General features: G+C 64.5%; 27 protein-coding genes and 1 riboswitch. Of the genes, 21 read left to right on the forward strand and 6 right to left on the reverse strand.

Annotated features, from left to right (window positions below):
- Nucleotides 1-97: 97 nt before the first annotated feature.
- Nucleotides 98-1,489, reverse strand: a complete 1,392-nt coding sequence (locus tag BLV94_RS35675; protein WP_072947150.1) for an FAD-dependent oxidoreductase — start codon at nt 1,487-1,489, stop codon at nt 98-100.
- A 213-nt stretch (nt 1,490-1,702) separates the two neighbouring features.
- Here BLV94_RS35675 and BLV94_RS35680 point away from each other — a divergent pair, with 213 nt between their 5' ends.
- Genes BLV94_RS35680 through BLV94_RS35690 form a run of 3 tightly spaced genes read left to right on the forward strand, consistent with a single transcriptional unit; the run spans nt 1,703 to nt 3,843 of the window.
- Nucleotides 1,703-2,155 (forward strand): Rv0361 family membrane protein, encoded by a 453-nt coding sequence (locus BLV94_RS35680; RefSeq protein WP_072947149.1) that lies wholly within the window; start codon nt 1,703-1,705, stop codon nt 2,153-2,155.
- Nucleotides 2,156-2,203: 48 nt separating this feature from the next.
- Nucleotides 2,204-2,623, forward strand: coding sequence for a rhodanese-like domain-containing protein (locus BLV94_RS35685; protein ID WP_072947168.1), 420 nt, complete (start codon nt 2,204-2,206; stop codon nt 2,621-2,623).
- Nucleotides 2,620-3,843 carry an O-succinylhomoserine sulfhydrylase gene (locus BLV94_RS35690; RefSeq protein WP_083395780.1) on the forward strand — a complete coding sequence of 408 codons (1,224 nt, stop codon included), beginning with the start codon at nt 2,620-2,622 and terminating at the stop codon, nt 3,841-3,843. The genes BLV94_RS35685 and BLV94_RS35690 overlap by 4 nt, the downstream gene beginning before the upstream one ends.
- Before the next feature lie 66 nt (nt 3,844-3,909).
- On the opposite strand, the gene BLV94_RS35695 is transcribed toward BLV94_RS35690, so the two are convergent.
- Both BLV94_RS35695 and BLV94_RS35700 read right to left on the reverse strand, forming a co-directional pair.
- Entirely contained in the window at nt 3,910-4,587 is a 678-nt protein-coding gene (locus tag BLV94_RS35695) for a cupin domain-containing protein (RefSeq protein WP_244163735.1), read from the reverse strand.
- A 158-nt stretch (nt 4,588-4,745) separates the two neighbouring features.
- Nucleotides 4,746-5,165: a cupin domain-containing protein gene (locus BLV94_RS35700; protein ID WP_074933899.1), complete on the reverse strand. Its 420-nt coding sequence runs from the start codon at nt 5,163-5,165 to the stop codon at nt 4,746-4,748.
- A 466-nt stretch (nt 5,166-5,631) separates the two neighbouring features.
- Here BLV94_RS35700 and BLV94_RS35705 point away from each other — a divergent pair, with 466 nt between their 5' ends.
- The 13 genes from BLV94_RS35705 to BLV94_RS35765 all read left to right on the forward strand — a co-directional run bounded on the left by BLV94_RS35705 (nt 5,632) and on the right by BLV94_RS35765 (nt 19,015).
- Complete coding sequence (locus BLV94_RS35705) at nt 5,632-6,528, forward strand: intradiol ring-cleavage dioxygenase (RefSeq protein ID WP_072947145.1); 897 nt, start codon at nt 5,632-5,634, stop codon at nt 6,526-6,528.
- Nucleotides 6,525-7,625: a maleylacetate reductase gene (locus tag BLV94_RS35710; RefSeq protein WP_072947144.1), complete on the forward strand. Its 1,101-nt coding sequence runs from the start codon at nt 6,525-6,527 to the stop codon at nt 7,623-7,625. Before BLV94_RS35705 ends, BLV94_RS35710 begins: the two co-directional genes overlap by 4 nt.
- A gap of 26 nt (nt 7,626-7,651) precedes the next feature.
- Nucleotides 7,652-8,116, forward strand: coding sequence for a nuclear transport factor 2 family protein (locus BLV94_RS35715; RefSeq protein ID WP_083395781.1), 465 nt, complete (start codon nt 7,652-7,654; stop codon nt 8,114-8,116).
- Between the two features lie 3 nt (nt 8,117-8,119).
- Entirely contained in the window at nt 8,120-8,917 is a 798-nt protein-coding gene (locus BLV94_RS35720; RefSeq protein ID WP_072947143.1) for an SDR family NAD(P)-dependent oxidoreductase, read from the forward strand.
- Nucleotides 8,918-9,029: 112 nt separating this feature from the next.
- The gene (locus tag BLV94_RS35725; RefSeq protein ID WP_167372206.1) at nt 9,030-9,857 is read left to right on the forward strand and encodes an SDR family NAD(P)-dependent oxidoreductase; all 828 of its coding nucleotides are present in this window, start codon (nt 9,030-9,032) and stop codon (nt 9,855-9,857) included.
- Between the two features lie 25 nt (nt 9,858-9,882).
- Nucleotides 9,883-10,767 carry an alpha/beta fold hydrolase gene (locus tag BLV94_RS35730; RefSeq protein WP_072947142.1) on the forward strand — a complete coding sequence of 295 codons (885 nt, stop codon included), beginning with the start codon at nt 9,883-9,885 and terminating at the stop codon, nt 10,765-10,767.
- Nucleotides 10,768-10,828: 61 nt separating this feature from the next.
- On the forward strand, nt 10,829-11,626 hold the full coding sequence (locus BLV94_RS35735; RefSeq protein WP_083395783.1) for an oxidoreductase: 798 nt from the start codon (nt 10,829-10,831) through the stop codon (nt 11,624-11,626).
- A gap of 255 nt (nt 11,627-11,881) precedes the next feature.
- A complete protein-coding gene (locus tag BLV94_RS35740; RefSeq protein WP_072947141.1) occupies nt 11,882-12,454 on the forward strand; it encodes a TetR/AcrR family transcriptional regulator in 573 nt (190 codons plus the stop codon).
- 346 nt (nt 12,455-12,800) lie between these two features.
- Complete coding sequence (locus BLV94_RS35745) at nt 12,801-14,057, forward strand: agarase (protein ID WP_208613723.1); 1,257 nt, start codon at nt 12,801-12,803, stop codon at nt 14,055-14,057.
- Nucleotides 14,050-15,357, forward strand: coding sequence for a sugar ABC transporter substrate-binding protein (locus BLV94_RS35750; RefSeq protein WP_072947140.1), 1,308 nt, complete (start codon nt 14,050-14,052; stop codon nt 15,355-15,357). The genes BLV94_RS35745 and BLV94_RS35750 overlap by 8 nt, the downstream gene beginning before the upstream one ends.
- A gap of 78 nt (nt 15,358-15,435) precedes the next feature.
- On the forward strand, nt 15,436-16,935 hold the full coding sequence (locus tag BLV94_RS35755) for a sugar ABC transporter ATP-binding protein (RefSeq protein WP_072947164.1): 1,500 nt from the start codon (nt 15,436-15,438) through the stop codon (nt 16,933-16,935).
- A gap of 2 nt (nt 16,936-16,937) precedes the next feature.
- Complete coding sequence (locus BLV94_RS35760) at nt 16,938-17,921, forward strand: ABC transporter permease (protein WP_083395786.1); 984 nt, start codon at nt 16,938-16,940, stop codon at nt 17,919-17,921.
- A gap of 65 nt (nt 17,922-17,986) precedes the next feature.
- Nucleotides 17,987-19,015: an alpha/beta fold hydrolase gene (locus tag BLV94_RS35765; protein WP_072947139.1), complete on the forward strand. Its 1,029-nt coding sequence runs from the start codon at nt 17,987-17,989 to the stop codon at nt 19,013-19,015.
- On the opposite strand, the gene BLV94_RS35770 is transcribed toward BLV94_RS35765, so the two are convergent.
- Nucleotides 19,012-19,332 (reverse strand): WXG100 family type VII secretion target, encoded by a 321-nt coding sequence (locus BLV94_RS35770; RefSeq protein ID WP_072947138.1) that lies wholly within the window; start codon nt 19,330-19,332, stop codon nt 19,012-19,014. The two genes, BLV94_RS35765 and BLV94_RS35770, sit on opposite strands and share 4 nt — an antisense overlap.
- 92 nt (nt 19,333-19,424) lie before the next feature.
- On the opposite strand from BLV94_RS35770, the gene BLV94_RS35775 reads away from it, so the two are divergent.
- Both BLV94_RS35775 and BLV94_RS35780 read left to right on the forward strand, forming a co-directional pair.
- Nucleotides 19,425-21,095: an alpha/beta hydrolase gene (locus BLV94_RS35775; protein ID WP_072947137.1), complete on the forward strand. Its 1,671-nt coding sequence runs from the start codon at nt 19,425-19,427 to the stop codon at nt 21,093-21,095.
- Complete coding sequence (locus BLV94_RS35780) at nt 21,092-21,625, forward strand: LppA family lipoprotein (protein ID WP_072947136.1); 534 nt, start codon at nt 21,092-21,094, stop codon at nt 21,623-21,625. Before BLV94_RS35775 ends, BLV94_RS35780 begins: the two co-directional genes overlap by 4 nt.
- A 21-nt stretch (nt 21,626-21,646) precedes the next feature.
- On the opposite strand, the gene BLV94_RS35785 is transcribed toward BLV94_RS35780, so the two are convergent.
- Entirely contained in the window at nt 21,647-22,438 is a 792-nt protein-coding gene (locus BLV94_RS35785; protein WP_072947135.1) for an HAD-IIA family hydrolase, read from the reverse strand.
- Nucleotides 22,439-22,514: 76 nt separating this feature from the next.
- Nucleotides 22,515-23,282 (reverse strand): sulfite exporter TauE/SafE family protein, encoded by a 768-nt coding sequence (locus BLV94_RS35790; RefSeq protein ID WP_072947134.1) that lies wholly within the window; start codon nt 23,280-23,282, stop codon nt 22,515-22,517.
- 212 nt (nt 23,283-23,494) lie between these two features.
- A riboswitch (SAM riboswitch) is annotated at nt 23,495-23,591 on the forward strand.
- A 7-nt stretch (nt 23,592-23,598) separates the two neighbouring features.
- On the opposite strand from BLV94_RS35790, the gene BLV94_RS52230 reads away from it, so the two are divergent.
- The 3 genes from BLV94_RS52230 (at nt 23,599) to BLV94_RS35800 (ending at nt 25,591) form a co-directional block, all read left to right on the forward strand.
- On the forward strand, nt 23,599-23,673 hold the full coding sequence (locus tag BLV94_RS52230; protein ID WP_369426197.1) for a putative leader peptide: 75 nt from the start codon (nt 23,599-23,601) through the stop codon (nt 23,671-23,673).
- A 146-nt stretch (nt 23,674-23,819) separates the two neighbouring features.
- The gene (locus tag BLV94_RS35795) at nt 23,820-24,812 is read left to right on the forward strand and encodes an amino acid ABC transporter permease (protein ID WP_072947133.1); all 993 of its coding nucleotides are present in this window, start codon (nt 23,820-23,822) and stop codon (nt 24,810-24,812) included.
- Nucleotides 24,809-25,591 (forward strand): amino acid ABC transporter ATP-binding protein, encoded by a 783-nt coding sequence (locus BLV94_RS35800; RefSeq protein WP_072947132.1) that lies wholly within the window; start codon nt 24,809-24,811, stop codon nt 25,589-25,591. The genes BLV94_RS35795 and BLV94_RS35800 overlap by 4 nt, the downstream gene beginning before the upstream one ends.
- The last annotated feature ends 36 nt before the right edge of the window (nt 25,592-25,627 follow it).

Below are 25,627 nucleotides of genomic sequence, written 5' to 3' on the forward strand. Positions count from 1 at the left end.
CAACCGGGGTGAGCCTCGCGGCCATCCGGAGACACCTGGTCCGAGACGACGGAAGGGAACCTCCCGCGGGAGGTTCCCTTCGCATCGAGTCGGAAGATCAGGCCTTGTCGGGCTCGCTGGCCTTGAGCATGTCCTCACGCTCGACGACCTTAATCCGCTCGCGGCCCTCGGGCTCGCCCAGGCTGCGCTCGTGCGCGTCGAGGCGGTACCAGCCCTGCCAGGTGGTGTAGGGGACCTGCTTGCCCTCGAGGAACTCGATGATCGCGTCCTCGCCCGGGTTCGCGGGCTCGGGGAAGCCGGTCCGGTCCTCGAGCAGGTTCGCGACGGTCTCGTTCGCGTCGCCCTTGGTGTGTCCGATCAGGCCGACCGGGCCGCGCTTGATCCAGCCGGTGACGTAGGTGGCCGGCATGAACCGGGCGTTGCCCTCGGCGGTGTCGTCGGCGATGACGCGTCCGGCCTCGTTCGGGACGGTGCCCGCCTGCTCGTCGAACGGCAGCTTCGCGATGTTCTGCGACAGGTAACCCACGGCGCGGTACACGGCCTGGACGTCCCAGTCGTTGAACTTGCCGGTGCCCTTGACGTTGCCGGTGCCGTCCAGCTGGGTGCGCTCGGTGCGCAGACCGACGACCTTGCCGTCCTCGCCGAGCACCTCGGTGGGCGACTCGAAGAAGTGCAGGAACAGCTTGTGCGGACGGTTGCCCACGTCGCGGATGGCCCAGTCCTGCAGGGTGTTGGCGACCATGTCGACCTGCTTGGAGTTGCGGCGCGCCTGCTCGGAGCCCTCGTCGTAGTCGATGTCCTCGGGATCGACGATGACCTCGATCGTCGGCGAGTGATCGAGTTCACGCAGTTCGAGGGGGGTGAACTTGGCCTGCGCCGGTCCGCGGCGACCGAACACGTGGACCTCGACGGCCTTGTTGGCCTTGAGTCCCTCGTAGACGTTGGCGGGGATCTCCGTCGGCAGCAGTTCGTCGCCGGTCTTGGCGAGGACGCGCGCGATGTCGAGGGCGACGTTGCCGACACCGAGGACGGCGACCTTCTCGGCCTCGAGGGGCCAGGTGCGCGGGACGTCGGGGTGGCCGTCGTACCAGGAGACGAAGTCGGCGGCGCCGTAGCTGCCGTCGAGTTCGATGCCCGGGATGTTGAGGGCGCGGTCGGCGTTGGCGCCGGTGGAGAAGATCACCGCGTCGTAGAAGCTGTGCAGGTCTTCGAGGGTGATGTCGCTGCCGTAGTCGATGTTGCCCAGCAGGCGGACCGACGGCTTGTCGAGCACCTTGTGCAGGGCGGTGATGATGCCCTTGATGCGCGGGTGGTCGGGGGCGACGCCGTACCGGATCAGACCGAAGGGGGCAGGCATCCGCTCGAAGAGGTCGATGCTGATCCCGCCGTCAGACGCGGCATCGGATTTCATGAGTGCGTCGGCTGCGTAGATACCGGCGGGGCCGGCACCCACGATCGCAACGCGCAACGGACGTGTCTGATCAGTCATCTGGAGCGAACTACCTTCTGAAGGGCGGACAACGAAACCTCAGCTTAAATTAAGCCCAGCCTAATCGGGTGGCCGAGGTGCAGCAGACAGGGCAAAGCCCATTCTCGGGACTCACGCCTGTAGAGGGTAGTCGCCTCCGCGTTGGGGGGTCACAAACACGATTTGTAGGGGCAGCTCTATACACTCGTGGCCAGCCGAGATCGAAGGGAAGTCATGTCCGGTTCGAGCGAATCGCCTCAGCACGACGTGGGAGGCGCGGAAGATCCGGTGGATCCCCGGCGCATCACGGCGGTGCCGTTCATCGCCGCCGTCACCGTCATCGTCGTCATCCTCGTCGCCATCGTGGTGTCCAGCATGCTCTCGCCCGCCGACGAGAACGTCACGGAAGCGGACCGCATCAACCGTTCGGTCGCCGACTTCATCCAGGCCCACAACCACGACGACGCCGATCTGCAGAAGACGCTGGTCTGCCCGACGTGGTCCGACGACCGGTCCGTGCTCCGGGGCAGGGAAGGCGACGTCACGCTGCAGGGCGTCGAGTCGTCCGAGGTCAACGGCGACCGTGCCCGGGCAGAGGTCCGGGTCAGCGCCGACGACGGCAAGGGCGAGACGACGGATACCTGGCAATTGACGCGGGACGGCGAGACATGGGTCGTCTGCAACTGACCGTTGCCCGGAAGGGCGCACAGAACAGGGTTGTGAAAAGCTGACATGGTGAGTTACGCAGGCGACATAACGCCGGAGCATGCCTGGGAGCTGCTCCGCGACAATCCCGACGCGGTGCTGGTAGACGTGCGGACGGACGCCGAGTGGAAATACGTCGGAGTCCCCGACACGACCTCCCTCGGGCGGAAGACCGTGCTGATCGAATGGGTCAGCTACCCGACGGGCAGTCGTAACGACAACTTCGTGGACCAGCTGAAGGAGGCCGGGATCGCGGGCGGCGACAACGCCCCGGTGATCTTCCTGTGTCGCTCCGGCCAGCGGTCCATCGGTGCGGCGGAAGCCGCGACAGCGGCGGGCATCGGCCCGTCGTACAACGTGCTCGACGGTTTCGAAGGCGGCCTGGACGCCGACGGTCATCGTGGGGCGGTCGGCTGGCGGGCTCTGGGCCTGCCGTGGAGGCAGTGGTGAGTGCAATTCCTCAAGGCGGCGCGTTTCAGAAGGCGCTGCCGGACGACATCGGCCAGGGCACGATCAGCGTGCGCGGAGGAACCCTCCGTTCCGGCTTCGAAGAGACGTCCGAAGCGATCTTCCTGAACTCCGGTTTCGTGTTCGAGAGCGCGGGAGCGGCCGAGGCGTCGTTCACCGGCGACATCGACCACTTCGTCTACTCCCGGTACGGCAACCCCACCGTCAAGATGTTCGAGGAGCGGCTGCGCCTCATCGAGGGCGCGGAGGCCTGCTTCGGCACCGCCAGCGGAATGTCCGCGGTGTTCACCGCACTCGGTGCGCTGCTCAAGGCAGGCGACCGACTCGTCGCGGCGCGCAGCCTGTTCGGCTCCTGCTTCGTGGTGTGCAACGAGATCCTGCCCCGCTGGGGTGTGGAGACGGTGTTCGTCGACGGTGAAGACCTCGACCAATGGGAGAAGGCTCTGTCCGAGCCGACCACCGCGGTGTTCTTCGAGACACCATCGAACCCGATGCAGACACTCGTGGACGTGCCCCGGGTGGCGGAACTCGCACACGCCGCCGGCGCCAAGGTCGTGCTCGACAACGTGTTCGCGACCCCGCTGCTGCAGCACAGCCTGGAACTGGGCGCCGACATCGTCGTCTACTCCGGCACCAAGCACATCGACGGCCAGGGCCGCGTGCTCGGCGGGGCGATCCTCGGTCCGAAGGACTACATCGAGGGACCCGTCCAGAACCTCATGCGCCACACCGGGCCGGCACTGAGCCCGTTCAACGCGTGGACGCTCCTCAAGGGGCTCGAGACGATGCCGATCCGGGTGCGGCACTCCGTCGGCTCGGCACTGGAGATCGCCCAGTTCCTCGAAGGCCACTCCGCCGTCGACTGGGTCAAGTACCCGTATCTCGAGTCGCACCCCCAGTACGACCTCGCCAAGCGGCAGATGAGCGGCGGTGGCACCGTCGTCACCTTCGCGCTGAACGCGCCCGAGAGCGAAGCGAAGAAGCGGGCGTTCGAACTCCTCGACGCCCTGCGGCTGGTCAACATCTCCAACAACCTCGGCGACTCCAAGTCGCTCATCACCCACCCGGCCACCACCACCCACCGGGCGATGGGCCCGGAAGGTCGTGCGGCAGTGGGCATCACCGACGGCGTCGTCCGGCTGTCCGTCGGACTGGAAGACACCGCCGACCTCCTGACCGACCTGGAGCAGGCACTGGGATAGGCGCTTCGCGCCCGTGCGCCTTTCTGGTTGTTCCAGCAACCAGAAAGGCGCACGAGCCCGGAGGGCCTAGAGCGGTGCGTGGGGCGACGTGCTTCTGCCGGGCTCGATGCCTCGGGCGCGCAACGCGCCGTTCAGCGCGGTCGTATCACTCGATCGACTTACGCTGTCGAAGACGAACCAGACACCGCGTGCAGCAACGTCGCCGGCGTTGTAGAAGAGGTGTGGGCGGCACGAATCGAAGCAGAACGAATCCCCGGCCCGCAGTTCGTGTTCGTCGAAATCCAGTTTGAGCCTCAGCGTGCCCTCGAGGACGTAGGCGAACTCCACCCCCGCATGCCGCATCAATTTGCCGTCGACGGAACTCGAGGCGCCCGGTTCGTAGGTTACGAAGAGGGGTTCGATGTCGGTGCGCCCGCCGGTCGCCAAGCGCTCCCAACGGACCCCCTTTTCCATCTCGAGCACGGGGTTGTCGACAGCGCGCTGGATACCGGCGGCAGCGTCCTGGTTCTGCGCGAGTCTGACTTCCGCGCCGTCCAATCCGGTACCGCCAGTGGCGATCTCGTCCAGCGACACACCAAGCACTGCGGCGAGCCCGAACAGGGTCTTGACCGAGGGCTGAGTCTTCTGGTTCTCGACCTGTGACAGCAGACTCGTCGAGATTCCGAGCGGTTCCGCTACCTGGCGCAGCGACATCTTCTTCTGCAGACGCGCTCGCTTGAAGGCAACACCAATTGCTTCGTCCACTGCCGGCTCCGTTCTCACTGACGCCCTGTCCACTATCACTTCATGTTCTCGCGAGGCGAGGCCTCCGAAGACCGAATCTCGACAATGAGACTACATTAATCGTGCAATGGTGGATTGATGCTTCAGTGTCGATGAATCTCAGCCTTGTGGGGTCGCTGTCAGGGCCGGGTGGGTTCGGCGGCGGGTTCGACCCGTGGCAATTCGCACGGGACGAATCGCTCACCGGGCGCCTGGAATGACGTCGAGAAGCAGAGCGCGCGGATCTCTTCGTCGGCGGTCGGCCAGATGGTGTGCCGGGCGTTCCGCGGGATCTTGACGAGGTCTCCCCGCTGGACATGGCTGGCCTCGTCCTCGATCTGCATGACCGCCCGGCCCGAGAGGATGTAGTAGAACTCGAAAGTGTCGTGGTAGTGCGGCTGTAGTTGGGCGCCGGGCTGCACGGTGAATTCGGAGACGAAGTCGAAGAACGACGACCCTTCGGTCTCGTCGCGCATGGATCCCTCGGGGACGATCCAATAGACAGCGCCGGTGTCGTGGACAATTTCCGGCTCGAGTTGGTCGGCACGCTTGATGAACATGATTCTCCTGTTGTGCGGGTGATTGTGAAGCGACTGTCGAAATCCTGTGACGCCCGCGGTGGCGGGGTCCGACATAGATTTCACTCTGGCTCAATATTCTGAACTCGATCATGCACTCAGGCTGGCGAGGCTGTCAATCATCGGCCTGCTGCGCCGTCCCCGCGTCTCACTAGAGTCGACACAGTTCAACCACGATTTCTTCGGCATTGTTCCCGGGTGTCCACTGGCGTCACTGTCGATCGGGATTCGTGTGGCGCGCGACTCCAGGAATTTCAGTGCAGTTGACAATCCCTTTCCGGATGGGCATGCTCCATGTCACAATATTCAGTGTGAGTGAAATTTGATGCTCCCCCCGTTCCCATCGAAGGCAACGGACTGGGTGCGGTACCCCACGAGGGGTCGCCCGCACTGAACGGCATAGGAGCCGGTTGAAGTGTCGAGAACGTTGACGGAAGGACGGCCGAACATGAGCCGTAGAGGATTGTTCAGTGAGGAACGCTCCGCCGAGGTAGTGGTGGACAGCTTCGGCGACGGCACCGGTCCGCGGTTGCGCGAGATCCTGAGTTCGCTGGTGACGCACCTCCACGCATTCGTGAAGGAGGTCCAGCTCACGGACGAGGAGTGGAGAGTAGGAGTCGACTTCCTGACCGCAACCGGGCAGAGCTGCAACGACGTGCGGCAGGAGTTCATTCTGCTGTCGGATGTGCTGGGTGTGTCGACGCTGGTGGAGACCATCAACCACCGGGCGCTCGACGATACGACCGAGCAGACGGTGCTGGGGCCGTTTCACATGGTGGAATCCCCGGATCGCGAACTCGGCGCGAACATCGCGCTCGACGGCGGCGGGGAGCAATGCCTCGTGACGGGACGGGTCACGGGGCCGGAGGGCACACCCCTGGCCGGTGCGACCGTCGACGTGTGGCAGGCCAATGCGGACGGCTTCTACGACGTCCAGCAGCCGGCCATTCAACCGCATCGCAATCTCAGGGGATTGTTCCGTACCGACGAGGACGGAAGATTCTGGTTCCGGACGATCGTCCCGCGGTTCTATCCGATTCCAGACGACGGGCCCGTGGGTGTGCTTCTCGAACGGACCGGCCGTCATCCGAACAGGCCCGCGCACATGCACTTCATCGTCGCCGCCGAGGGGTATCAGCCTGTCACCACTCATCTCTTCGTCGACGACAGCGCCTACCTGGACTCCGACGTCGTGTTCGGTGTGAAGGAAAGCCTCATCCGCCAGTTCGTCGTCATCGACGATCCGGACCGGGCCGCGAAATTGGAGTTCGACAGTCCCTATCGCGCAGTGCATTTCGATGTGACTCTCAGTCAAGAGGGCGAACGGATGGTGGCCTCGTCATGAGTTTCCAGTCCGAATTCGGATACACCGCCCTCCCGATGAGGGTTCGCTTCGGTATCGATGTACTCGGCCAACTTCGATCGCACATCGCAGAGCTTGGAATCGAGCGGGCGATCGTCGTCTGCACCCCGGAGCAACGAACCGTGGCGGAATCGGTGCTCGCCCGTCTCGACGACCGCGGCGCCGGCATCTTCGACAGAGCCGAGATGCACGTACCGGTAGAAGTGGCCGACGATGCCGTCCGGTTCGCAGTCGACCGTGGTGCGGACGCGTGCGTCGTGGTCGGCGGTGGCTCGTCAGTCGGACTGGGCAAAGCAATTGCGCTCCAACACCGAATGCCCATCATTGCGATTCCGACCACGTACGCGGGATCGGAGATGACGCCGGTCTGGGGCTCGACTCGCGACGGTCACAAGCAGACCGGCTCGAGCCCGTCCGTGCTCCCCGCACTCGTCCTGTACGACCCGGGACTCACCACCACACTTCCTGCCGAATTGTCGGCGGCAAGTGGGATGAATGCAATGGCCCACGCGGTCGAAGCCCTGTATGCGCCGGATGCGTCGCCGATCATCTCACTGATGGCAGAGGAGGGAATTCGCGCCTTCGCCGAGGCGCTCCCACGAGTGGTCACAGATCCACAGAACATCGACCACCGTACTCGAGCCCTGTACGGCGCGTGGTTGTGCGGCGCCAGTCTCGGCGCCACCACCATGTCACTCCACCACAAGCTCTGCCACGCGATCGGCGGGTCGCTGAACTTGCCCCACGCGCAAACACACGCGATCGTGCTGCCCTATTCGATGGCGTACAACGAGTCGAGCGCTCCGGCGGCGCAGGCCGCAGTTCGGCGAGCCCTCCACACCGATACTTCGGCGGCGGTCGCTCTGTGGGAACTCACACAGAGCCTCCCCATTCCGCACGCTCTCACGCAGATCGGCATGACCGCGAGCGACATCGACACCGTCGTCGAGCAGGCACTGAGAAACCCGTACTCGAATCCGCGTGAGGTGACCGAGGAAGGCCTCCGGGGCCTCCTGCAGGATGCGCTCGCCGGCCGGCGGCCCACCGTTTCCGACCTTCGAACCGAATCGGCACGATAGTTCTGCCGTCGAGCCAGGAGCTTCACATGGCAAACACCACAGACACACTCACGATCCGCGAACTCGAGGATGCACGATACGACGCGGTAGTCGGTCAGGATTTCGACACCTTCGCGAGACTGTGTCATCCCGATCTCGCCTATTCGCACTCGTCAGGCGACACCGACACCCTCGAGACGTATCTCGACAAGGTGCGCAGTGGATTCTACGTCTACCACAAGATCGAGCATCCCATCGATTTCGTCCGAATCGTCGGCGATGTCGCACTCGTCGTAGGAGAGATGAACGCCCACATCACAGCAGGCGGCAGACCGAAGAGGCTGCGAAACCGCTGCCTTGCCGTGTGGAAGTACTCGGGCTCGGGATGGAGGTTGCTGGCCTACCAGCCGACTCCGCTCCGCGGAAGTACTGCAGACGCCGAAGATCTTCACACCTCCGACGACCTGAACACAGCACTGCCCCCATCACACAAGACTCGAGAGAGGCGATAGACAATGGATACTGGCCTCAGCGGCAAGATCGTTCTGATCACCGGCGCCGCATCAGGTATCGGAGCCGCGACCGCACGGGCTTTCGCCGCCGAGGGGGCGCACCTGGCGCTGGTCGACCGCGATGAAGCCGGGTTGAAGGCACTGTCGGATGAACTCGACCGGACCGTCACGCATTACGCCGTCGCCGACCTCGCGAGCGAGAGCGGCGTGGAGAGTGGCTTCGCCCAGGTACTGCACCCGTTCGCCGACCGGGTCGACGTGCTGTTCAACAACGTGGGAGCCGGCAGCCTCGGCGTCTTCGACACCCTCTCCGACACCGACTGGATGAACAGCATGGAACTGAATTTCATGAGCCAGGTACGTGCGATCTCCTACGTGCTTCCCCTCATGCGTGCCGCCGGGCGCGGAGCAATCGTCAACAACGCGTCAGATCTCGGCCGGCAGCCCATCATCGGCGGTCCCGACTACGCGGCATCGAAAGCAGCGATCCTGTCCCTCACGACGTCGTTGGCGAAGGCCGAAGGACCCGTCATCAGGGTCAACGCCGTTGCACCGGGCGCGATCATGTCACCGATGTGGGAGCGCGCAGGCGGACTCGCAGACACCTTCGCCGCAGTGCACGGTGTCGACCGAACGGAATCGATCGAGGCGGAGATGAAGTCACGGCATCTCCCGTTGGCGAGGATCGGGACGCCCGCCGAGGTCGCCAACGTCGTCGTGTTCCTCGCCTCGGACCTGGCTTCCTACGTGACCTCGAGTGTGTACGGCGTCGACGGTGGCTCGATCGGCAGCATCCTCTGATCCGCCGAACGCGACACCGCGCCGATCCGCCCACTCACCTCCACACTCTCATCGAGAGATGCGCGAGAACAACACCTTCGAATCCGCACAATCACAGCAGAGGAGTTCAACAATGTCGCTCGAAGCGGCCGCACACGAGTTGAAGCCGTCAGTCACGGCGCGCTTCAACGGTCACACTTCCATCGTCGTCGGCGGTTCGAAAGGGATCGGAAAGTCCACCGCGGAGCGCCTCGCGCAGGAGGGGTCGAACGTCGTCATAGCCGACATCGATCCGGCCGTCACCGAAACGGCGGCGAGTCTGGCGGCCGAGTACCCGGCCGTCACCGTAGTCGGCACAGTTGCCGACATCACCTCGCTAGCAGACTGCGAACGTGTCGTATCCGAGACAACCGCACAGTTCGGAGCATTCGACAACGTCGTCATCGCCGCAGGCGTCGTGAACAACCCCGCTGACGTCGTCACCTTGCCTGAAGCCGAATGGAATCGTGTCTTCGCCATCAACGTGACAGGGCCGTTCCTGTTCGCCAAGGCCGCGGTGCCGGTACTGAAGGGGCAGGGGCGCGGGCGGATCGTGCTGATCGCCTCGTTCTGGGGACGCGTCGGCCAGCCACTGTTCTCTGCCTACTGTGCGTCGAAGGCGGCAATCATCGTCCTGGCGCAATCCCTTGCCGCGGAGGTGGCGGGCGACGGTATCACCGTGAACACCGTCGCGCCGGGGATGACCAACACCGACCTGCACCGCCAGGCCCTGGTCGAAGAGGCCGCCAAGAGATCGATCACCTTCGAAGAGTTCCGCGATCAGGAGTATGCCCACATCCCGCTGGGGCGGTCGGCGGATCCCGTCGACATCGCCAACGCTGTTCTCTTCCTCACCTCGGACGAAGCACGTTATGTCACCGGGGCGTCCATCGACGTCAACGGTGGCGTCTTGTTCCGTTGAAACACCCTCTCCCAAAGGAATCACCATGGCATACGAACTGGACCCACGGTTCTCACATCACATGATCGACCTCGACGAGGTCCGGTTGCACTACGTTCGCGGAGGCGACGGGCCGCCGTTGGTGCTTCTGCACGGCTGGGGCTCGACCTGGTACATGTGGCGGAAGGTCATTTCCCAGCTGGCCGATCACTTCACGGTCATCGTGCCCGATCTTCGTGGCCTGGGCGACTCCGGCGTCCCGGAAAAGCCGCTGACGGGATATGACAAGAAGACGGTGGCTCAGGACATCCACCAGCTGGTGGAGAAGCTCGAGTTGGGGCCCGTTCACGTCGCGGGCCATGACCACGGTGCCGCCGTCGCGTATGCATACGCGGCGACTCACCGCGACGAGGTCCGCAGTCTCGTCTTCTGCGAAATGGCACTCAAGGGTGTCGCGGGGGACAAGGGCATCGAGTACTTCATGGATCAGCGCGACGAGCTTCGACTGTGGCACTTGTCGTTCCACGCAGCGAGCCGCGTCGCCGAAATGCTGATCAGTGGTAAGGAGCGCGAGTATCTGCGGTGGTTCTACCGCATGCAGATGTACAACCTCGACGGCATCACGGACGAGGACATCGACGTCTACGCGCGGAGCTACTCGGGCCCGGGTGGTCTGCGGCTCGAGCTGTACCGGGCCTTCTACCAGGACGGTATCGACAATGCCGAACTGTCGAAGACCAAGCTGACCATTCCGGTCCTCGCGCTCGGGGGCGCGAACAGCATTCGGGATCTGTGTGTCAGCTCGATGGAGGCGGTAGCGGACAACGTCCGCGGCGTCGTGGTGCCGAACTGCGGTCACTGGCTTCCGGAAGAGCGCCCCGCCGAGTTCCTCGAGTCTGTCCAATCGTTCCTGAAAGAAGTTCCGGCGTAACCAGTACGGCCAGTGGTGCGCATGGTCGCGCACCACGGGGCGCAAGTGAAATGGAGTAAACATGTCCGTATCGGACAACGGGGTTCGGGACACCGCACCCGAGTCGATTCCGCACGGCGAATTCGACGGAAAGCGCGTCCTGGTGACCGGAGGCTCACGCGGCATCGGGGCCGCAATCTCCCACCATCTGCGCGAACGCGGCGCCCGAGTGGCGACCGTGGCCCGTTCGCTGCCCGCACAGAACCCATTGCTTCCGGACCTGATCACCGGTGACCTCACGCGGCCCGACGAGGCCGAGCGCGTGGCACACGCAGTGCTGGATCGGCTGGGCGGCATCGACATCGTCGTCCACTCGGCCGGCGCCGCGACATTGTCGGACGGCGGAGTTCTCGCGATGGGGGAGCACGACTGGGACGTCGCTCTGGAGACGAACCTCATGGCGGCGGTCCGAATCGACCGAGAGCTCGTTCCCGCGATGAAGGGCCAGGGATCCGGTGCGGTCGTCCACATCAGCTCCATCCAACGGAGATTCGCCCTCGGCGCCTCAGTTCCCTACGCGACGAGCAAAGCGGCGCTGACCGCGTACAGCAAGGCGCTCGCCGTCGAGGTGGCACCGTTCGGAGTTCGGGTCAACAGCATCGCCCCGGGAATCGTGGAGACGGAGATGTCGCAGGATTTCGCGAACTCTCTGGATGAGGGGAAGGCGGAGTTGATGGGCCTCTTCGGCGGTGTTCCCCTGGGTGACGTGGCCACGACCGCTGAAGTGGCCGAGCTGGTCGGCTTTCTGGTGTCCGACCGGTGCCCCTCCGTGATCGGCGCCGAGTACGCAATCGACGGTGGATCGATGCGTAGCGTATGACGGAGTCGAGTGAAGTGCGGGTTGTTCCGGGGGCGTAGTCCGCGTCGGCGGCGGATCAACGGACTGACTGTTGATCCGCCGCCGAACTCGGTTCTCCGGATCGAAAATCGGCGTGACCTTGACCGAGCCTGGTCCGAGAATCTAATCTTCCCTACTAGAACGTACTAGTCGTGAGTGGCGTACTTCGTTGGAGATACCGATGTTCCTGCTGGGCAGTGAAACTGCATGTGTGGCAACGACCGGGTGTGTGCTCTGATGGGCGCTCCGCGAGGATACGACGAAGACCGTGCACTCGAGGGGGCTCTTCGTCTGTTCTGGCTCCGTGGATACGAAGGGTCGTCCCTGGCCGGACTCCTCTGTGCGACCGGATTGAACCGGGCCAGCTTCTATCGCGTCTTCGACAGCAAGGAAGATCTGTTCGCGCGCGCGGTCGCACGCTACCAGCAGAAGTATCTGTCCTTTCGTGACGATGCGTTGGCCGAGCCCACTCCGCGGAGAATCGTCGAGAAGCTGCTCTACGGTTTGGCCGAGCTGCACACGGATTTGAACACGCCTCCAGGGTGCCTCGAAACCAATTCCGCACTTTCGTGCGTGGAGTCGAACGATGTTCGGCTCGAACTGATTCGAAGCCGCGACCAGACCCGGGCTTCGCTCGAAGCGCGATTCGCCGCGACAATGCGCCGTGAGCCGCTGCCTCGCGGCATGACGCCGGCTAAGGCTGCTTTGTTCGTCTCGACCGTCGTTCAGGGAATGGCAGTGCAGGCGAAGCATGGCACGAGCAGGGGCGAGCTGCGCGACCTCGTCGATTCGATCGTCGCCTCGTGGTGACGTGCGGATCATCCGTCCGTAGGTGAAATTTCCGGCTGTCGAGCAGATTTCGGCCCAGTAAAGCTGCAACTATTCGTGCCGAGTGAAATGCGGAATTCACGTGTGTTCAGACGTAGAACGGCGATTCTGATCACCGATTCTGAACAGGCCTTCTGAATACGAATTCTGAATATCGCGTCTGATCGGCGAATTATTCTATTTATGCAGGTAGGGTCCCATATTGGATGGCTTCGATCCTGCCTTCCGGGGAATTCTTCGCGCATCCCCCTTCGGCCGTTGACAATTCATCTGTGACGTAGCACTCTTGCACGCATCGCAATGTGTTGGGGATCACCCAACTTTCCCAGTGCGGACCTCACCGAGAGTAATTGTCTCGGGTAATTCTGCGCCTCGTCGAGGCCGGACATCGGATCACCAGAAAAGGAACAATATGAGTGCACGTGCGCCCAGGCGTCTCGACCCGTGGGGCGGGACCCCCGAGGTTACTTCGAGGGCTACAGGCTTCTTCAGGGTAGAGAGGATCGACGGCCGATGGTGGTTCATCGACCCGGCGGGAAACGGATTCCTCTCGGCAGGTGTCAATCACGCGGAGGACACAGACCTCAAGCACCATTACAACGCGCATATCTGGCGGGAGAAGTACGGCGACCGCGAGACCTGGATCCGAGAAGGCGTCGTCCGCGATCTGAGGGACTGGGGCTTCAACACTCTCGGCTGGACACAGCAGTGGGTCAGTGGTGGTGGGGAGCTGATCACGGACTGGAACAAGACCTTCGACTTGCAGCACTCACAGGGTTTCAGCAGTGCTGACTACGAGATCGCGGGCATGCCCTTCGTTCAGAACCTGCGGGTCGCGCAGATCGAGGATTGGAACGGCAACCCGATCCATCCGGACGTTTTCTCGTCTGATTGGGAAGACTTCGTCGAGTATCAAGCGCGCCAGGTCTGCTTCGACCAGGCCGGCAACGAGAAGTTGCTCGGATACTTCCTCGTAGACATCCCGGCGTGGCTGCCCCACGCGTCCGGAAGCGACTTTCCCTCGGTGCAGGGGCTGAGTCCCCGGGAGCGCGACGAACGGCTGTACGAGATTGCGCACAAGTACTACGAGACGGTGACCCGTCACATCAAAGCGCAGGATCCGAATCACCTGATCCTGGGGGACAGATACAACGGAAACAAGGGTATTCCGCAGCCGGTTCTCGACGCCGCGCGGCCGTTCATCGATGTTCTGTCGATCCAGTACTTCACGGATGAGCGCCAAGACCACGAAGTGATGCGCAACGATCTCGCGAAGTGGTCCGCCGGGATCGACAAGCCCGTCCTCATCGCCGACATCGGCAACTGTGCCCCCACCGTGCTGAACCCGGACCGCACTGCACTGCAGGATCACGCTGCGCGTGGTGACGACTACGTCCAGAGCATTGGCCGCGTCCTCGGTGAGCCGTGGTTGGTTGGTTGGCACTGGTGCGGCTACATCGAGAACGACGCCCGCGGTTGGGGACTGAAAGATCACGAGGACGAGCCGTACGGGGACCTCGTCGACCCGGTCCGCGCGTTCAACGGCGCAATCTACGATGTCGCGGCAAGGATGTCCGATGCCTAGGGTTTCCGACGAGCAGAAGCTCATCAACGCAGCGAATGGGCTCAGGGATCCTCTTGCCCGCCGATCGTTTCTGAAGCTCGCGACGTTGGCAGGCGCCGGCATAGCGGCTGCTCCGCTTCTCGCGGCCTGCAATCGAGAGTCAGCCGCCGCGAGTGGCACAATCCAGTCGGCGACTGGTATCGACCTTCAGACCGGGCGCATCTCGCAACAAATCTGCGGTCTCACGAACGACTACTGGAACAGCTGGAACGCCGGATACGAGGCGGCCACGAAGGCGTTGCAGTGCAACGCCCGCCAGTTCTACCACGACAACGATCCGGCGAAGCAGGTCGGGCAATTGCAGACCGTGAAGGCGACCGGTAGCCGGATGCTGATCGGGGCACCCGCGACTGCCGGGATCGTTCCCGCGATGGCCCGGACCATCCAAGAGAATCAGACCTATTGGGTGCCGTCGTGGGAACTCCAGCCGTGGTTGACGCCGATCGACGTGGGGGACTACTTGGTCACTCACGTCACGCCGCCGTCGGAGAAGATCGCGTACGAGGTGGCGACCGAGCTGTTTCGGCAGATCGGGAACACGGGAAAAGTGGTTCACATCGCCGGTCTGAGAGGCTCGACGCCCGATCTCTACCGGAGTGCGGGGCTGGCTCGCGCTCTCGCGGAGAACCCTGGAATCGAACTCGTCGGCGGCCTGTTCGGAGAGTGGGATCGCGAGAAGTCGCGATCCGTGATGCTGAACATGGTCACTGCGTATCCGGACATGGTCGCGGTGTTCGCGCAGAGTGACGCGCAGGCCAACGGCGTCCTCAGTGTCCTCGAGGAGCGAAACATGCGGCACGTCAAAGTCTCCGGCATCGACGGAAACAAGGAGAACCTGCAGAAGATCATGACCGGGCCCAACATGGCGGTCACGCACATGTCGGTGCCGCCACATCTGGCCGCCTACTCGGCGGTGGCGGCCTTCGATGCGCTCAACGGATGGAAGCCCACCCTGCCAGAGCGGATGATGTATCAGGAATCGACCCTGATCACCCGCGAGAACGCGGAAGACGCGTACGACAAGGTCTACCGAGGCGGACTGCCCTATGACGTCGCGAAGATGAGTCGCACCCTGAATCCGAGCGACTGGGATCCCCAGAACTTGATGATTCCCATCGATCCCGAACTGCACTGGCGCGGTCTCGACAAGGCCGGCCGTTCCCTCAACGGAGCGTACTCGGAGCCGGGCTTCAACACCGAGTTCCGTCGAGTGGCAGCGGACTACGCGGATCGCTACCGGTCCGGCCCGTTCAAGTCCTGAGGAGGAACCGTGGAAATCAATCTCAGTCAGACCCTTTCCGATTCGCTCGATCCGGCTGTTGAGGCTCTCGCTCTCGAGATGACCGGAATCACCAAGAGGTACGGCTCGTTCACGGCAGTCGATGGAGTCGACCTCAGTGTCCGTCCCAACACAGTTCTGGGCCTCGTCGGCGAGAACGGCGCCGGTAAGTCGACGATTCTGTCGATCATCAACGGAACGAATCGGCCCGACAGCGGCACGATGGAGATCGCAGGCTCGGTTGTGGGCTACGGGCATCCCCTCGAAGCCGCCGAGCACGGCGTGGCGACAGTGTTCCAAGAGCAAGGTCTCATCCCGTCGCTACCGGTGTACGAAAACATGTTCCTCGGCCGGGAGAAGCGATTCATCCACCACGGAATTCTGCGTCGCCGTTCGATGATCGCCGAGGCCGCGAAGGTGCTTCGGGATCTCGGCGTGGACATCGATCCCACTCAGGCTACCCAGAACCTGTCGTTCGGCCAGAGGCAGCTGGTGGAGATCGGCAAGGCCTTCGCGACGACGGCTGCGCACGATGCGCACCCGATCATCCTCCTGGACGAGCCGACCAGCGCTCTGTCGGCTGTAGAAACAGAACTCCTCTTCGACAACGTGCGGAGATGGCGAGATCGCGCGACCTTCGTGCTGGTGTCGCATCGGCTCTCAGACCTTCAGGCGCTCTGCGATGACGTCGCGGTGCTTCGGGACGGTTCGCTGATCGCTCAACTGCCGATCGCCGACACCACGGACGACCAGTTGCACGAGTTGATGGTCGGGCGCAAACGAGATGTCGAGTACTACAAGGAGGCCGACCAACGCGACACCCTCGGTCCTGTGGTTCTCGACGTTGCTGGTCTGTCCAGTGCGGGACGATTCCGGGAGGTGAACTTCCAGCTTCGCCAGGGGGAGATCGTGGGATTGGCCGGTGTGCTCGGCTCCGGGAAATCCGATCTCGCACGTGCCGTGGCGGGTATCCAGAAAACAGACCAGGGGTCCATCGAGATCGCAGGTGCGCCCCTACGAAACGGCTCGATCTCCCACGCGATCAGGCAGGGAATCCAGTACGTTCCGGCAGAGCGGACAGCCGAAGGCGTCATTCTCTCGCACAGCGTCGAAAAGAATCTGACACTCACGTTGCTCGACAAGCTCACCTACCGCAGCACCTCGATCCTGAACCTGCGGGGAGGTCGCGCGATGACACAGCGCTGGATCGCGAGGCTGCGAATCAAGGCACCGGGCCCGGATGCGCCGATCGGGCGGCTGTCCGGGGGTAACCAGCAAAAGGTGGTGTTCGCTCGATGTCTCGAACGCGAGCCCTCCATCCTCGTGCTCGACGACCCCTGTCGCGGGCTGGATGTCGGCGCCAAAGAAGAGCTGTACGAACTGGTCCGCTCGTTTGCGGAATCAGGTGGAAGCGTAATCCTCGTGTCGGACAACCTGCCCGAGATCATCGGGCTGTCGAACACGATTCTGGTAATGCGATCGGGTGCAATCACTGCGTCGCTGAAGAGCCCGGCGAGCGCAAAGCCCGACGAGCGAGATATCGTCAAGGAGATGGTCTGATCATGACAAACGCGACTCTCGAACGAACCACCCTCGACATATCGGAAACACTGCGAAAAAACAGTACGCTCGTATACCCGTTCGTCTCGGTGTTTGCGATCATCGCGTACTTCACGATCACCAGCCCTCAGTTCCTGACATTCGACAACGCGACGAACATCGGACGGCAGGCCGCGGTCCTCCTTCTCGTCGCATTGGCTGGAACGGTTGTCATCCTGATCGGATCGATCGATCTGTCGGTCGGGGCGAACGTGACGCTGTCAGGGCTCGTGACCGCGGCAGCGGTCGATCGGGTCGGGCTCCTGGGCGCCATCGTCGTGGGTGTCCTGGCAGGTGCCGCAATCGGATTCACCAACGGCGTCATCTACACGGGACTGAAGGTGCCCTCGTTCCTCGTCACACTCGGAACCATGTCGGTATGTGCCGGAGTTGCCGGCCACCTGTCCGGGGGCAGTGCGATCGTCTACTCCAGCACGGCCCTTCCCGGCTTCGTCAATTCGAAATCGGTCCTCGGGATACCCAACGTGATTTTCATCGTGCTTGCTGTGGCGGCCCTCCTGACCGCCGTGTCGTTCCGAACCAAGTTCGGGCGGTATCTCTATGCGATCGGGGGCGGCGAACCGGTCGCCGTACTGTCCGGAATCAACCTGCGCAGGTACAAAGTTCTCGCGTTCGTGCTCGGCGGTGCGTTGTGTGGATTGGGTGGGGTCATCCTCACCGGCCAAGTCCAAGCCGGCTCGCCCAGCGCCGGTGACGCGCTCCTGCTGGATTCGATCGCCGCGGTCGTCATGGGCGGGACAGCCCTCTCCGGGGGACTGGGAGGAGCGCACCGGACGGTACTGGGCGTCGTCGTCATCGCCCTGTTGTCGAACGGCATGGACCTCACCGGGGTGAACAACTTCACCCAGGAGATCGTGAAGGGGCTCGTAGTGGTCGCGTCGGTCGCATTGACGATCGACAGAAGCCGATACAGCTTCATCAAATAGCGGGATCTCCCGACTGCCGCATGCTCATGCCCTACATCCTCGACACATGGAGGTAATACGCTGTCATGTCCGACAATGCCACCCCATCGACACGGTTCGGAACCGCGACCCCGCCCTATGCGGTGCCGAGGCGCAGCAAAACGAGTATCCAGAAGCATGATCTGAAGCACGGCCTCGTCCCCGTCGCGGAGGGAGTGCGACTGCACTACGTCGTCGCGGGCGAGGGCGAACCCGTCCTGCTCATACCGGGCTGGCCGCAAAGCTGGTACGCGTGGCGCTTCATCATTCCCCTCCTCGTGGAGGCCGGGCGCCGCGTCTACGCCATCGACCCGCGCGGATTTGGCGACAGCGATATGCCCAGTGAGGGATATGGTTTGGACAACGTTGCCGAGGACGTACACGTCTTCATCGAGCAACTCGGGCTCGCCGGTCCCGATGGCCTCGACATCGTCAGCCACGACACGGGGAGTTGGATCGCGCACGCGCACGCCGCAGCCTATCCGGAGGACGTCCGAACTCTGGTTCTCTCGGACGCTCATATTCCCTGGGTGTCACCGCTGCCCGAGCGCGGCTATCCGGACGACAGTCTGAATGCCCGCCAGTGGCACTTCTACTTCAACCGAGTCGAAGGATTGTCGGAGGCACTCATTCACGGCCGGGAAAGAGAGTTCCTCAGCTGGTTCTTCGGCCCGTCCAAGCTCGCGCGCACCTGGGTCATCGATGCGGAAGCATTCGAAGAGTACCTACGGGTCTTCTCCAAACCGGGGGCGGTCCGGGCAGGTCTGAACTATTACCGCGAGGTGTTCAGCCCACGCGGTCGCGCGGCGAGCGAGGCGCGCAAACAGAAGCGGCTCGACATGCCCATCCTGACTCTCGGCGGGTCCTACGCCGACGCGGACAACCTCTTCCACACGATGCGTCAGTTCAGTACCGACGTCCGCGACCGCGTCTTCGAGGGAATCGGACATCACCTGCCGGAGGAGTGTCCTGAAGAGATGGCCGCGGAGATCATCGACTTCTGGGCGGCTCCGCCGCCCGTGCGCCTTTCTGGTTGTTCCAGCAACCAGAACGGCGCACGAGCCCGGAGGGCCTAGAGGTCGAGGCTCGTGGCCGGCGCGACCGCGTGGAGGCGCTCGGCGGTCGCGGCGTCCTGGGTGTCGTATCGGCGGGCGCACTCGACGAGTGTCGCCGACATCTCGGCGAGGGTGCGCTGCAACGACTCCTGCCTGCCGTCGAGGTAGGACGTGAACAGGGCGAACCCGGCACCGGCCGCGTCCGGCCACGCAGCCCCCGAGTCGGCGACGACAGCGTCGATGGGGTTCAGCCGTGAGAGTGCATCGTCGAACAGGGCGTCGAGCTGACCGGCCGCTGCGCGCAGGGTACCGGTGTCGACGTGGGTGGAACCGCTCATTTTCGATCCTTCGTGTCGGTCGAGACGAGATCGGACTCCCGCGGGCGCGATCGATCCGCTAGGGTACGGGCATTATGCATCCTGGGGGGATCGTGAATCTGAGGGACATAACCCAGTGGGACGTCCGCGCGCTGCAGGCCGTGCAACGGTCGCTGTCCGAGCGGGCGGCGACCATCGCGTTCGTGCAGGACGGTCTCGCCGACATCGGCCGGTTGCCGGCGTGGCAGGACGAGGCCGCGGACGCCGCACGTCGGCGGTTCCGGATCGCCGCGGATGAACTGAGCGGCGAGGCGGCGTCGGTCGCCGTCGTCGAATCGCTGACCCGCGAGTTGTTCGACGCGGTCACGCACTTGCAGACCGAACTCGACGGCGTCCGGGACACTGCTCTCGCCCACGGTATGGCAGTGTCGGACAACGGGGACGTCGAGGACGTACCGGGACCGCCGGTCGACGTGCCGGACGCGTCGGGGCGCGAGGAACTCCGCGCCGAACTGGGTGCCGCGGCCCGGGCGTTGATCCAGCAGGCGGAGGACCTTGTCGCCGACGCGGCTGCCGTCCTGACGCGGGCCGCGGAGGGCGGTGTCGAACCCGGTGAGGTGGGTCGCGGCCTGTCCGCCCCCGCGCCGCCACCAGACGGTTCCCCGCTCGCCAACCGCGAGTACTGGGATGCCCTGCCCACAGCTCAGCGGCGCGAGGTGATCGAGCGGCATCCCGAGTGGGTGGGCGCCCGTGACGGCATTCCGTCCGCGGTGCGGCACGAGGCGAACGTGAGCCGATTCGCCGACGAGCGGTCGCGGTGGGAGTGGGAACGGGACCGCCTCCGGGAGAGGCTGGACCACAACGTGTTCGGTGGCGCGTTCACCGACGACGATGCACGCCTGTGGTATGCCGAGCAGAAGCTGCAGGACCTCGACCACCTCGAGGCACTCGTCCGCGACCACCCGGACGGCAGGCTGATGCTGCTCGACCTGCAGTCGGGTGAACGGACGATGGCCGCGTTCGCGCTCGGCGACCCCGACACCGCCGACCACATCTCCGTCACCACCCCGGGCATCGACACCACCGTCGGCTCCCTCGCCGGAATGACCGACGAGGCGAGGGCGCTGAAGGCGGAAATCGAACGGCAGCTGGACCTGTCCGGACACACCGGCGACACGGTGTCGACGATCGCGTGGCTCGGGTATCAGCCGCCGACTACCACCGGCCCGGGCAATTACGACGTCCCGTTCATCGACCAGAACCTCGGGCGCGGATGGCTCCTCGACGCATGGCAGTCCGACCGCGCGACCGCGGGAGCCCCGAAGCTCGCCTCGTTCTACGAGGGTCTCGACGTCGCCTCGCAGACGCCCGACCCGCACATCACAGCCCTCGGACATTCGTATGGTTCGTACACCCAGGGCCTGGCCCTGCAGGAAGCGGGACCGCGGCAACCGGTGGACGACGCCGTGTTCTACGGTTCGCCCGGCTTCGATGCGAACGACGAATCGGACCTCGGGCTGGCACCCGGCCACGGGTTCGTGATGCGCGCGCACGACGACCCGATCACCGTGGCGGACGGGTTCGGCCGGCTCGGACCGGATCCGGTGCAGACCGATCTCGAGCAACTGTCGGTGCGTGCGGCGACGACCCCCGACGGCGTCCGGCGGGAAGATGCCAACGGGCACAGCGAGTATCCACGGCCGAGTGACAACGGCGAACTCCGGGCGTCGGGCTACAACATGGCCGTGATCGCGGCGGGTCTGCCGGAACTGGCGCTCCGGTGACGATCCGGTGGGCGACGAAGACGGTCGCCGTGATCGGCGCGGCGATCCTGACGAGCGGATGTGGTGGCATGACGGACAACCCGTACAACTTCGGCGACGAGGAGATCGCGGCGGCGGCCGAGAGCCTGAGCGGCAGGCCGACGCTCGCCGTCACCGAGAGACACGTCACCGATGCGCTGGTGCGGATCAGCGAAGCCGTCGGCGCGCTCGCTCCGGATGTCCAGTGGCGGTGGCATCGTGAACGCAGCCAGGGTGGCGGATGCCCCGGACCGTATGCCTACACGGAGGGGAAGTCCGTCACCACGCGAGCGCTACTGTCCGACAACCCGATCCGTGATGATGATTGGCCGGCGGTGCTGGCGGCGGTCCGCGAGGTCGCCGCCGACGCCGGGATGGATCGGCTCGACGTCCACGTCGACGAGCCCGGACGTCACGATGTGACGTTCGCCGGTGGAGACGGGAACCGGATCACGTTCGGGACGTACAAGGCAGCCTCCCTCCGCGGCGTCACCGGCTGCCGCCACCCGTGAGTACTTGTTAACGTCCGGCGGTTAATAAGTACTCACGGGTGGCGCAGCCGCATCGCCGAACGGATCCGACGTGCGGCCGACCAGATCGGCGACCGATTTGAGCACGGCGGTGGGGCGGTAGGGGAACAACTCCACCGAATCCCGCGTCGAGATTCCGGTGAGGACGAGGATGGTCTGCAGCCCGGCCTCGAGACCGCAGACGATGTCGGTGTCCATGCGGTCACCGATCATCAGTGTGTTCGCGGAGTGCGCGCCGATGGCCCGCAGGGCCGAGCGCATCATCAGCGCGTTCGGCTTGCCCACGTAGTACGGGTCGCGGCCGGTGGCCCGGCTGATCAGTGCCGCAACGGATCCCGTGGCCGGAAGGGAACCCTCGCGCGACGGTCCGGTGGGGTCGGGGTTGGTGGCGATGAAGCGAGCGCCTCTCTCCACCAGTCGAATTGCGGTGGTGATGGCCTCGAAGGAATAGGTGCGGGTCTCGCCGAGCACTACGTAGTCGGGATCGTTCTCGGTGAGGACGTATCCGATGTCGTGCAGTGCGGTGGTGAGCCCGGACTCGCCGACGACGTAGGCGCTGCCGCCGGGGCGCTGGTTCGCCAGGAACGTCGCGGTGGCCAGGGCGGACGTCCAGATCGATTCCTCGGGAATGTCCAGGCCGGTGCGGAGCAGCCGGGCGCGGAGATCGCGCGGAGTCCTGATGGAATTGTTGGTCAGGACGATGAACGGGGTGCCGGACTCCCGGAGTTCGGCCAGGAACAGGTCGGCGCCGGGGACCAGATGCTCTTCGTGGACGAGAACGCCGTCCATGTCCATGAGATAGGTCCAGCCCGGGTGCTCTACTTCGTTGCTCACCGACTCAGTATGGGGGAGCGGGAGGGTGCATGCGTGACTATGCGAGCAGCCGGAACAGGCCGATGAGACCGACGACGACGATGGTTCCCCGTAGTGCGGTGGGGGACAGGCGGCGGCCGTAGCGGGCGCCGAGGACGCCTCCGAGCAGCGAGCCCACCGCGATGAGGCCGGCGGCCGCCCAGCTGATCCGGTCGAAGGCCACGAGCGTGTACGCGGTCGCCGCGACGACGTTGACGATGAGCGACAGCAGATTCTTCGCGCCGTTCATCCGTTGCAGGCTCTCCGGCAGGATCGCGCCCATCACGCCCATCAGCAGAATGCCCTGCGCAGCGGTGAAGTATCCGCCGTACACGCCGACGGCGAACGTGCCGACGGTCAGCAGGGTGAGTCGCGCCGTGCTCAGGCCCGCCTCGTGGCTGCCACGCTGCTTCGCCCAGGCCTGGATCTTCGGCTGCAGCACCACCAGGATCAGGGCGAGGATCAGCAGCACCGGGACGACGAGTTCGAACACCGTTTCGGGGAGGTGCAGCAGCAGCCACGAGCCGAGAACCGCACCGCACAGGGACGCCGGGATCTGCCACCGCAACCGCGGCCCCTGCCCGGCCAGCTCCCGCCGGTACCCCCACGTGCCGGACACGCCACCGGCGACCAGGCCGATCGCGTTCGACATCGTCGCGGTCACCGGAGGGAACCCGAAAGCCACCAGGGTGGGGAAGGTGATGAGCGTGCCGCTGCCGACGATGGCGTTGATCGCGCCCGCGCCGACGCCGGCTACCAGGATCGCGATGACTTCGAGTGGTGTCACCGAGGCGACGTTACAAGGGCCTCGGACGGCCCGGCAGCCGGGTCACGCGGCGGTGGCGATACGCGACTGCTCGTCTCATCCAACCGCATCTCCGACCACTTGTCAGCACTTCTGCGCACGGTGATTCTTGCGTCCGCTCGACGCCATTTCCCCTGTGTTGCAGGGAAATACCCCGTGTTGACGACGTCCGGGAATGCAGCTAGTGTTCGCTTCAACCATCCAGAGCGACCGAGAGACCTGGCTCGTTGACGTCGCAGCAACCCTTCCGAATTTTTCGGGTGCGGGTGCTACCGCCGGGATCGATGGAAGGCAGCACATGAACTACCCCGCGCGCCCTGCGTGGCGCAGACGGCACATCGACCTGTGCCGTACCACCTCCTGCCACTGTTGACGAGGTCTCACCGCACGCTCACCGGGTAAAACGCCAGGTGAGCGCCTGACGCGCGCCCGCATCCCGCGGAAGACGCGCCCTCTTCCCCGTCCCGTCTCCAGGTGAAAGGCCGCCTCAGTGATGTCTGTTCCCAGTGGTGAGCGAGCGTGAGCGCCCCCGTCCGGGCGCGTTCGGCCGCGCCCCTTGATTCCGAACCGTCCGGCAATGGTGACCGGCCCGCGGACGCCGCGCTGGAGGTCGCACGGCGGTGGCACCCGTGGCGGTGGGTGGTCAGCGCCGCCGTGCTGGTGCTGCTCGCCCAGTTCGTCCACGGCCTCGCCACCAACCCGGGGTGGGACTGGGCGACGTTCGGCAAGTACTTCACCGCCGGCTCCGTGCTGCAGGCCCTGTGGATGACGGTGAAGCTGACCCTCTGGGGGACGGTCCTCGGATTCGCGCTCGGTGTGGTGCTGGCGGTCAGCCGCCTGTCGCACAACCCGGTGCTGCAGGTGATCGCCTGGGTCTACATCTGGGCGTTCCGGTCGATCCCGCTGATCGTGCAACTCCTGTTCTGGTTCAACATCACGTACCTGTATCAGACTCTGTCGCTGGGAATTCCGTTCGGACCGGGCTTCTTCACGTTCGAGGTCAACGGCGTCATCAGCGGCTTCACCGCCGCCGTCATCGGTCTGGCCCTGCACCAGGCCGCGTACTCCGCCGAGATCATCCGTTCCGGCATCATCTCGGTGGACCACGGGCAAATCGAGGCGGCGCAGTCGCTGGGTATTCCGCGTCGTCGCCAGTTCTTCAAGATCGTTCTGCCGCAGGCGATGCGCGGCATCCTGCCGAACGCCGCGAACGAGGTGATCAGCCTGTTCAAGGGCACGTCGATCGTGTCGACGATGGCGATCGCGGAACTGTTCTACCAGGTTCAGGTGATCTTCGGCCGCAACGGTCGCGTCGTGCCCCTGCTGATGGTCGCGACGATCTGGTACATCATCCTGACCACGCTGTTGTCGGTCGGCCAGTACTACGTCGAGCGGCACTACGCCCGCGGATCGGCTCGGGCACTGCCCCCGACTCCGTGGCAGAAGGTCACCCGGAAATTCGCCGAGATCCGCGACGCCGGCGTCTCCGTACCGAGAGGGGCCACGAAATGACGACCGACACCCAGCAGGCAGAGTTCGCGGTGGAGGTTCGCGGAGTCCACAAGTCCTTCGGCGCACTCGAAGTCCTCCAGGGTGTGGACCTGCTGGTCCGCAAGGGCGAGGTGACGGTGATCCTGGGCCCGTCGGGTTCCGGCAAGTCCACGCTGCTCCGCACGCTCAACCACCTGGAGAAGGTCGACCGGGGCACCATCCGGATCGACGGCGACCTCATCGGCTACCGGCGCAAGGGCAACAAACTCCACGAACTGCGGGAACGCGACATCCTGAAGCAGCGGTCCCGGATCGGATTCGTGTTCCAGAACTTCAACCTGTTCCCCCACCTCACGGTGCTGGAGAACGTGGTCGAGGCACCGGTGTCGGCGCAGGGCCGTGACCGGGCCGAGGTCGAGGCCGAGGCGATCGCCCTCCTCGAACGGGTCGGCGTGGGTGACAAGGCCCACGAGTACCCGCGGCAACTGTCCGGCGGCCAGCAGCAGCGGGTCGCGATCGCCCGGGCCCTCGCACTGCGCCCTGCGGTGATCCTGTTCGACGAGCCCACGTCGGCGCTCGACCCGGAACTGGTCGGCGAGGTTCTCGCCGTCATCAAGCAACTGGCACGCGACGGCGCCACCCTCGTCATCGTCACCCACGAGGTGGGTTTCGCGCGGGAGGTCGCCGACACGGCCGTCTTCATGGACGCCGGCGTCGTCGTGGAGCAGGGCCCGCCCGAGCAGGTCATCGACGACCCACAGCACGACCGCACCAAAGCTTTTCTCTCCCGAGTTCTCTGACCTCCACACCCCGGTGTGGATCCCCGAAAGGCACAC

Origin of the sequence: Rhodococcus koreensis (assembly GCF_900105905.1) — a bacterium.
GTDB lineage: Bacteria > Actinomycetota > Actinomycetes > Mycobacteriales > Mycobacteriaceae > Rhodococcus_F > Rhodococcus_F koreensis.